The 6,750-nt window shown below is 52.3% G+C and carries 6 protein-coding genes and 1 tRNA gene; all 7 read right to left on the bottom strand.

All coding sequences use genetic code 11. From position 1 onward, the window contains the following. The coding region (locus tag ACETWG_00175; protein MFB0515004.1) for a hypothetical protein at positions 1-221 on the bottom strand (221 nt) is incomplete at its 3' end. Between the two features lie 548 nt (positions 222-769). Further along, positions 770-853 (bottom strand) — tRNA-Leu (locus ACETWG_00170). Between the two features lie 106 nt (positions 854-959). Continuing rightward, entirely contained in the window at positions 960-1,529 is a 570-nt protein-coding gene (gene pncA / locus ACETWG_00165; GenBank protein MFB0515003.1) for a bifunctional nicotinamidase/pyrazinamidase, read from the bottom strand. A 100-nt stretch (positions 1,530-1,629) separates the two neighbouring features. Continuing rightward, the gene (locus ACETWG_00160; protein ID MFB0515002.1) at positions 1,630-2,853 is read right to left on the bottom strand and encodes a quinolinate phosphoribosyl transferase; all 1,224 of its coding nucleotides are present in this window, start codon (positions 2,851-2,853) and stop codon (positions 1,630-1,632) included. 246 nt (positions 2,854-3,099) lie between these two features. After that, positions 3,100-5,463 (bottom strand): glucosamine-6-phosphate deaminase, encoded by a 2,364-nt coding sequence (locus ACETWG_00155; GenBank protein ID MFB0515001.1) that lies wholly within the window; start codon positions 5,461-5,463, stop codon positions 3,100-3,102. Between the two features lie 250 nt (positions 5,464-5,713). Continuing rightward, positions 5,714-5,968, bottom strand: coding sequence for a hypothetical protein (locus ACETWG_00150; GenBank protein ID MFB0515000.1), 255 nt, complete (start codon positions 5,966-5,968; stop codon positions 5,714-5,716). A 389-nt stretch (positions 5,969-6,357) separates the two neighbouring features. Beyond that, positions 6,358-6,750, bottom strand: a 393-nt coding sequence (locus ACETWG_00145; GenBank protein MFB0514999.1) for an isoaspartyl peptidase/L-asparaginase, incomplete at its 5' end; no start/stop codon positions are given.

Below are 6,750 nucleotides of genomic sequence, written 5' to 3'. Positions count from 1 at the left end.
TCATCTCTGACTGGATCGAAACTCCCGAGTTCGCTGAGATCCAATGGCGTCACAATCCTCGAGACCATACCGTGTAGGCTGTAGGGTAGCCTTATCAGCCGCATACCTCCGGATGTAACCCACTCATCTATCGGGAAGCCCTCCCTCTTCAACTTTTCAGCGAACCTCTTTCTCTTCTTGTAACCCCTACAGTCGATACCGAGAAGGGAAATCGGGTGCAAACTATACACCAACCCTGATTGACAAGAAGTATGATAAGGCCGAAGATGATTTACGTAAAGGTAGGGCTCAATTGTTTTATTCCAACATCATCCTGACGGCGCTGGCATTCGACATGGGAAAGGCTATTCAGAGGGTAGCTCCGAAGACGTTCGATCTCTTGCGAGAACAATTGCAGACTGGATCGAACAATTGACATGAGGAACTTTTTATATTCCCTCTCCAAACTCTACTAAATCATACTGTTGACCCACCGAACACAAATAGTCTGCATAACAAGGCAAAAACTCACAATAAATCCCTCTAAACTCACGAGATTATCGCTGATTTTCGGCTGAAACTCAGGAGATTATCTCTGTTTCCTCTTGAGTCTCATAGCCATTTAAGAATCGATCAAGCATGAATTCGGTGTCCGATCCGTATCCGGTCCGTATCCGGCAAATTATACTATTGTTTGGGTTTGTCTGGGGTTGTTTGGGCTGAGGCTTTGTTAGGACCGTAAAAGCAAAACGCCCTTCTCAGGGCGTTCTCTCGTCGGAAAAAAGTAGTGTGCCGAGGGTGGGACTCGAACCCACACGTCCTTGCGGACACCGGATTTTGAGTCCGGCGCGTCTACCAATTTCACCACCTCGGCGAGCAGCGTGTATGACGGTATTAATTTAGAGCACTAATTCCTCAGCTTTAAAGTACTTTAGATCAATTCTCAGTCCCTTGCCTGCTGCCGGGCAACGGTCCATGGCTCAGGGACTGATGGCGTTGTGGAGTGCGATGGTGGCTCCGGCCTGTCCCATTTCAGCGAGGGCCTTCTGTGAGTCGCCAGGCTGGACATCGACACCCCTAATGGCATCCTCTACTACAATAACCCCTAGACCAGCCTTAAGGCCGTCCAGTACTGTGGCCTTGACGCAGTAATCGGTAGCCAGGCCACACACGACGATTTGATCCACACCGGCCTCCTTCAGCAGGGCTTCCAAAGGGGTGCCATCAAAGCCGGAGTAGGCATCCCGGTCTTGAGTATCGGCCTTACTGATGATTGTGGCGCTTTCAGGCAGCTGCAGGTCCGGATGGAACTGGGCGCCGTGAGTATGCTGCACGCAGTGGGTCGGCCAGATGCCTCCCTGGGCTTTGAAGCTGCAGTGCCCCTCAGGATGCCAGTCCCGGGTGGCATAGATAGGGCGTTGTGCCTGAGAGAAGGTCTCAATCAATTTATTGAGGATCGGAACGATGCTGTCCCCGTCGGGTACTGGCAGTGACCCTCCGGGGCAGAAGTCATTTTGCAGGTCAACGATGATCAGAGCCTGTGTGCTCATAAATCTATCCTCATTGGTTGATATCTGGCTTTGGTTGAACTCCTCCTGGCTGGTTATCAGGAAGGCGAGGAGGGCTAATACAGGTATAGTGAGCACAGTACTAAAGTTCTACTTGTCGCAGGCGGGGATTGGGCAGGTATTGCCGTCCCACCTTGGCACGTGGTTTACCCTCAACCATTACGACATCGGCGGTGAAGTCGTTGGAGCCCTCGACCAGGGCTGAGCCTACCCCGTAGGCATCCACCGGGACTCCCGCCTCTTCGAAGGCCTTAATGCGGTGCTGATTAAACCCCCCGGAAACGACGATTTTGACGTGTTTGAAGCCTTCCTTGTCAAGAGCATTGCGGACGTTCCAAACCAGTTGTGGATTGACACCGGTGGGTGCGCTCATACCCATCTGGGGGATGACCGACTTGTCCACTATGGTACTGGAAGTATCGAGACGTACGCCCCACAGCCGATCACCCAGCTCGCGAGCCACTTCCAGGGAGGTGGATACGGAATCATTGTCGAAGTCGACCAAGGCGATGAGGTTGGTTTCAGGAAAATTTTCAGCGAAGAGCCGAGCCGCCAAGACTGTATTGCCATCACATGCCGCGATAAGGGCATGGGGAATGGTTCCAGCACCAGTCTTTCCCCACCACTCTCCCTGGGCATCAGTAGAGACTTCGAGCGCACCACCGATTTTGGCGGCATAGCCATCGCCGCCCTGCATGAACCAGTGGTCGAACCGGGCGGGGAAGTAGAGAATGGGTTTCCCATGGGCTGCTTCCACTACCTTGCGTACATTAGTGGCGATTTTGGTGCGGCGTGCCAGGATGCCCAGATAGATAGTCTCCAGATGGGCAAACTCATAGAGAGGCCCCTCAATGGTCATCACCGTTTCCCAGGGCTTAATCGCGTCACCATCCCGCAGAGTGTGCACGGAGAGCTCCTGGGTGGTGCTCTCCCACAGATCATCCAGGGCCTGTTCTGTTTCCAACCGTTCCCGCTGGGCTTCCAGCATCTTTTCTTTTGAGTTGTAGTATAGCGAGCGGATTCTCTTCTTCAGGTTAATATAGTGGTCGAAAAGCTTGTAGGCCTTTTCACGGTTCTTGTAGTAGCCGGAGCCCAGTTTGAGGATGGCCAGAGCCTCATCGATCCCGCATAAGACAGCGTCTTTTTTCTGGAAAACTTGTACTAGGACTGAGGTTTTTTTGTGTGCGTTCTCCAGGGCTACTTTACTGCGCCAGAAATAAACATCACTGCGGTAACCCCGGCGGATTTCGTGAACCGGGATGTCGAAAGTTTCAGGAGGGAGAGGGCGCCAATCGTCCTGTGTCATGGCCGTTTCTTCCAAGGCCAAATTTACACTTATGCTTAACTCTGATACAAACGAGAGATGGGCTACGGCGCGTCGAGATCGATGAATTGATAGATGAGCTTGCCACCTCGCGGGGTGTCTTTAGAGCCCGTCCTAAATCGTGCTCCAAATAGGGGAAGGGGCAAACAGCATCAAGCAGCTTGTCAGGCAGTACACAATTATTAGTGGACAGGAACAGCTGCTTGGGTGTGTTTCCATGCCCAAGGGCTACACCCGTCCCATTGACTCCCGCAATGATCGGGCCGAGGCTTTGAGCTCTTCGAATGTCATGCTGCGCATGAATAGAATTCCCTGGGTAGCCCTCAAGCGGGGCTTTTCGTTCTGATACCAGAAATCAGGGCTGAGGGCCGTGCGCAGCATCTGGAATTGCTCAACCAGTATCCGTTGCACCAGCTCTGAGAAAGGACCCTCGTGTTCGTAACTGGGAAAAGAGGCATCGCGTTGGGTCAGATAACAGGTCTTGAAGATATAATCGGTGATGGCCATGGAGTTAATGGATACCGGTACGTACATATTGGCCTCTCCGGGATGGAAGCGGTGCCATACATTGCGGTAGCCCCAAATCTCCAATTTTGCTGTCTCTGCTGGCGGTAGCTCCTCCAGATGAGCCGTTATAGCCTGTAGCACTTTATAATGAGTGTCCGGACCACTGGCCTCAGGATCAAACGCCAGCGTGAGGATGTCCGGACGGATGGTGGCAAATAGCTCTCTGATGGGGGGAATGTCAGCGATACGAGTTGGATCTTCAGTAAAGTAATCACCCCTATAGAAGGCTAATCGGAGGTGGTTGACGTAATGGGCATCAAAACCATAGTGGGCCCACACCAGGTCTTCCTCGAATTCACGCATGACTCCTTTCAGTGTCTGGATGTCTGGGGTATCTTTCTCACCTGGGTGGCGGTTACGGATATCGTCCAGTATCCGCCCCATGCGCTCCTGTATACCGACAGGATCCTTTTCGCCATAAATATCCATTACGGCCCGTATCACCCTCCGGGAGATACACGCTTTCTGGATGTCCTCATTGTTGGACACAACCCCGTTGAGAAAGTCATGGGCATCCTGCACCCGCATTCGATCGTGAGGGAGGGTGAAGTAATCCGATTCCCAGCGCTGCTTAAAATCCCAGTGGAAGAGATAGCTGAGTGCGTCGTACACAACCCGCTGTATGTAGCTGTTGGGAACGGAGGTGAAACCTGAGGTCATGACGGCGAAGTGGTGCTGATTCGTAGCCGAGCGGACCTGATGAATAATGGATGGCAGGTAACCTAGGAGGATATCGTCATGATGAGGTCCGGTGTGGAGAAAGCACCTGTCTGTCAGATCCTCGGCTCCTTTGTTCAGGCGGGAGAGAATCAAGTCCCTGGCGGCGTCTTTAAAGGTGGCGGGATTCCACCCCCGGTCTTCGAGAAGGGTATGACAATAGGGATCAGCAGAGATATGGCGAGCAGGGAGCTTGGCAATAGGGATTTGATGCTTCAGTGATAGATTCATGGCGGCCCAAACGACATCATCATCTCTATAGGTGGTCTTGCTTTTGAACTTGTGCAGACACCGCTGAGGGAGCTTAATTGTAGCTCCCCTGGTGAGATAGATGCGGGCATTTTTGACCTCTTGGAGAACGGACGCTGGGTTGATTATACTAGCAGGTTTGACGATGGCTTCTGCCAGAATAGTGGCCTTGGCTTCCCCCGCTGCCATAATAAGGGCTACTACCTCCGGGTTATAGGTAATAGTTCCCAACCCGATGGTCATGACGGCTTTTCTGGCCGAGATTTCGATGCCGCCCAAGTCTGCGGCTGAGGCAGCTTGGGTTTCAAAGTTTGTATAGGTGAGACGAGTGGTGGAGTAAAAGTCAGAGCCACGGATATTGAAGGCGATGTGCCCGTCAGGTCCGATGCCACCTAGGAAAAAGCCAATGCCGCCCAGTTGACGAATCTTCTGCTCATAGCCTTGGGCAAAGGTATCCAATTGGAAAACAGCCTCCCGTTGAATGACTTCCATGTCATTACTGGGAGTACGGGTTCTCAGACCTAGATCGATGAATTGATCGGGGAAGATGTCTTTCACGCTCAGACCTTTGGGCCAGGTCAGCTGGTCGAAATCCATGAGCAAAGCCCGCTCCATACTGAATCCGAAGGGCTTGAGATAATGGAGTTTGATATAGGCAATGAAACTATTGGGATGATCGTTGGGTATAGGGAAGAATTCATCAATCTGGACGAAGGTCAGCCGGGAAAAAACCGGCTTTTTAGAGGAAAGCGCGTACTGTTCCAGCATAGCCTGCGTGTCTATGGCATCCCAGTTTTCAAGGAGGTAGTGCATCCAGCGGATAAAGTATTCCGGTGTCTTGCCCGTTGGCAGGCTCACGACGCCCTCCGGGTGTTGCTGCACCCATTCGATAAAGCGAAGGGCCACCATCCGGCCCAGGTCGGGGTAACTCTCCACTTCAATGATAGGAATATTTTCGTCGGTATAGCGCTGGAAAAACCCCTGCTTCTGGAGGACTTCCTCTAACCGCGATCCCTGAGACTGATTGCTGGTAATTTTTGCGCTCGTGGTTGCTGTCATACCGTAATCCGAATGACTCCAATTCCAATGTTGACGTTGATTTAGACCGTCAGGAATTTACCAATGCTTTGAGGCGATGGTGGGGAAATGGTAGATAGGAATAAGTGGTAGCGGAATGTTAAGGACGCGTGCAGAGAAACCAGACTGGATAAACAAGCGAGTGCTTCTCGTCCTCTATCGCTACATTATTGACCCGTGAAAATGGGTCCCAGCGAACTATGAGAGACTTGGCTGGTCTACTCGGTGGAGATCACAAATTGAACAGATACAGGAACTTGAAGAAATACGTGCGCTCTGTTGGGGAAAAGCTAGTTTGGTCCCCATAGTCTTGGTAATCGAAGGCAGGCCCGATATAAAAGGCGCTGAAGGGGTTGATCCGGTAAGTAAGCAGCGGGTCGATATCGAATAAGTCATCGAAGTGGTTATACTGGACTACCAACCGCAGGAACAAGCGTTTGGTAAACTGGTAGTTGAGCTTGGAGTAATCGAGTCGTGATTGAATCACCAGACGCTGGGTGGGTTTAATAGTTACTGAGACCCTCAGATCGTATCCCCGGTCGACCAGGGGATTGTCGAGATCACTTCTAAGGGTGGCGACATCACCCTCACTATCCCCGAGAGCCTTTCCATGGATATTGACATCGCCCTGGCCTATACCCGCAAGTATGCCGGGTACTATGGCTTCACCGGCGATTTTAAGTGAGGATTGAAGAATCCGAGGAATGGGATTACGAGTTTTGTACCGTCCGGAAGTACATCTGCGGCACCGGCAAAACCGCTGACTGTAGGAATTTGATTCGCATTGAGACCATTAGCGGTAACGTGATATTAAGGAAGGAATACCTGGTTTATCCAGAAGGACGGCCTAACGTTTTTCTGCTCTTGGAATTATTCCTAGTAAATCTTAACTACTACTTGGCCGTTTTCATCCACATAGCCGCGGTACATGCCCTCGGTGTTGAAGGGCATGGCGACATAGCCGTCCTTATCGATGGCGACGAGGCCACCGGTTCCGCCCAGCCCTGCCAATTTTTCCATCACCACCTCGTGGGCTGCCTCTTGCAGCGTGAGTCCGTGGTAGGCCAGGAGTGCGGAGATGTCGTGGGCCACCGCCGCGCGGATGAAATACTCGCCGTGGCCGGTGCAGGATACGGCGCAGGTCTGGTTATCGGCATAAGTGCCGGCGCCAATGATGGGGGAGTCTCCGACCCGACCGAATTTTTTATTGGTCATACCCCCGGTGGAAGTGCCGGCCGCCAGGTTGCCGGCCCGGTCCAGGGCGACGGC

This window comes from Candidatus Neomarinimicrobiota bacterium, assembly GCA_041862535.1.
Lineage (GTDB): Bacteria > Fidelibacterota > Marinisomatia > SCGC-AAA003-L08 > TS1B11.
Note: the sequence above shows the minus strand (reverse complement) of the source record. Positions and strands in the feature narration are given on the sequence as shown.

What these genes read in the sequence shown, in the direction of transcription:
- pncA (MFB0515003.1), bottom strand. Translation starts at nt 1,529, where the DNA reads ATGAGCACACAGGCTCTGATCATCGTTGACCTGCAAAATGACTTCTGC.
- ACETWG_00160 (MFB0515002.1), bottom strand. Translation starts at nt 2,853, where the DNA reads ATGACACAGGACGATTGGCGCCCTCTCCCTCCTGAAACTTTCGACATC.
- ACETWG_00155 (MFB0515001.1), bottom strand. Translation starts at nt 5,463, where the DNA reads ATGACAGCAACCACGAGCGCAAAAATTACCAGCAATCAGTCTCAGGGA.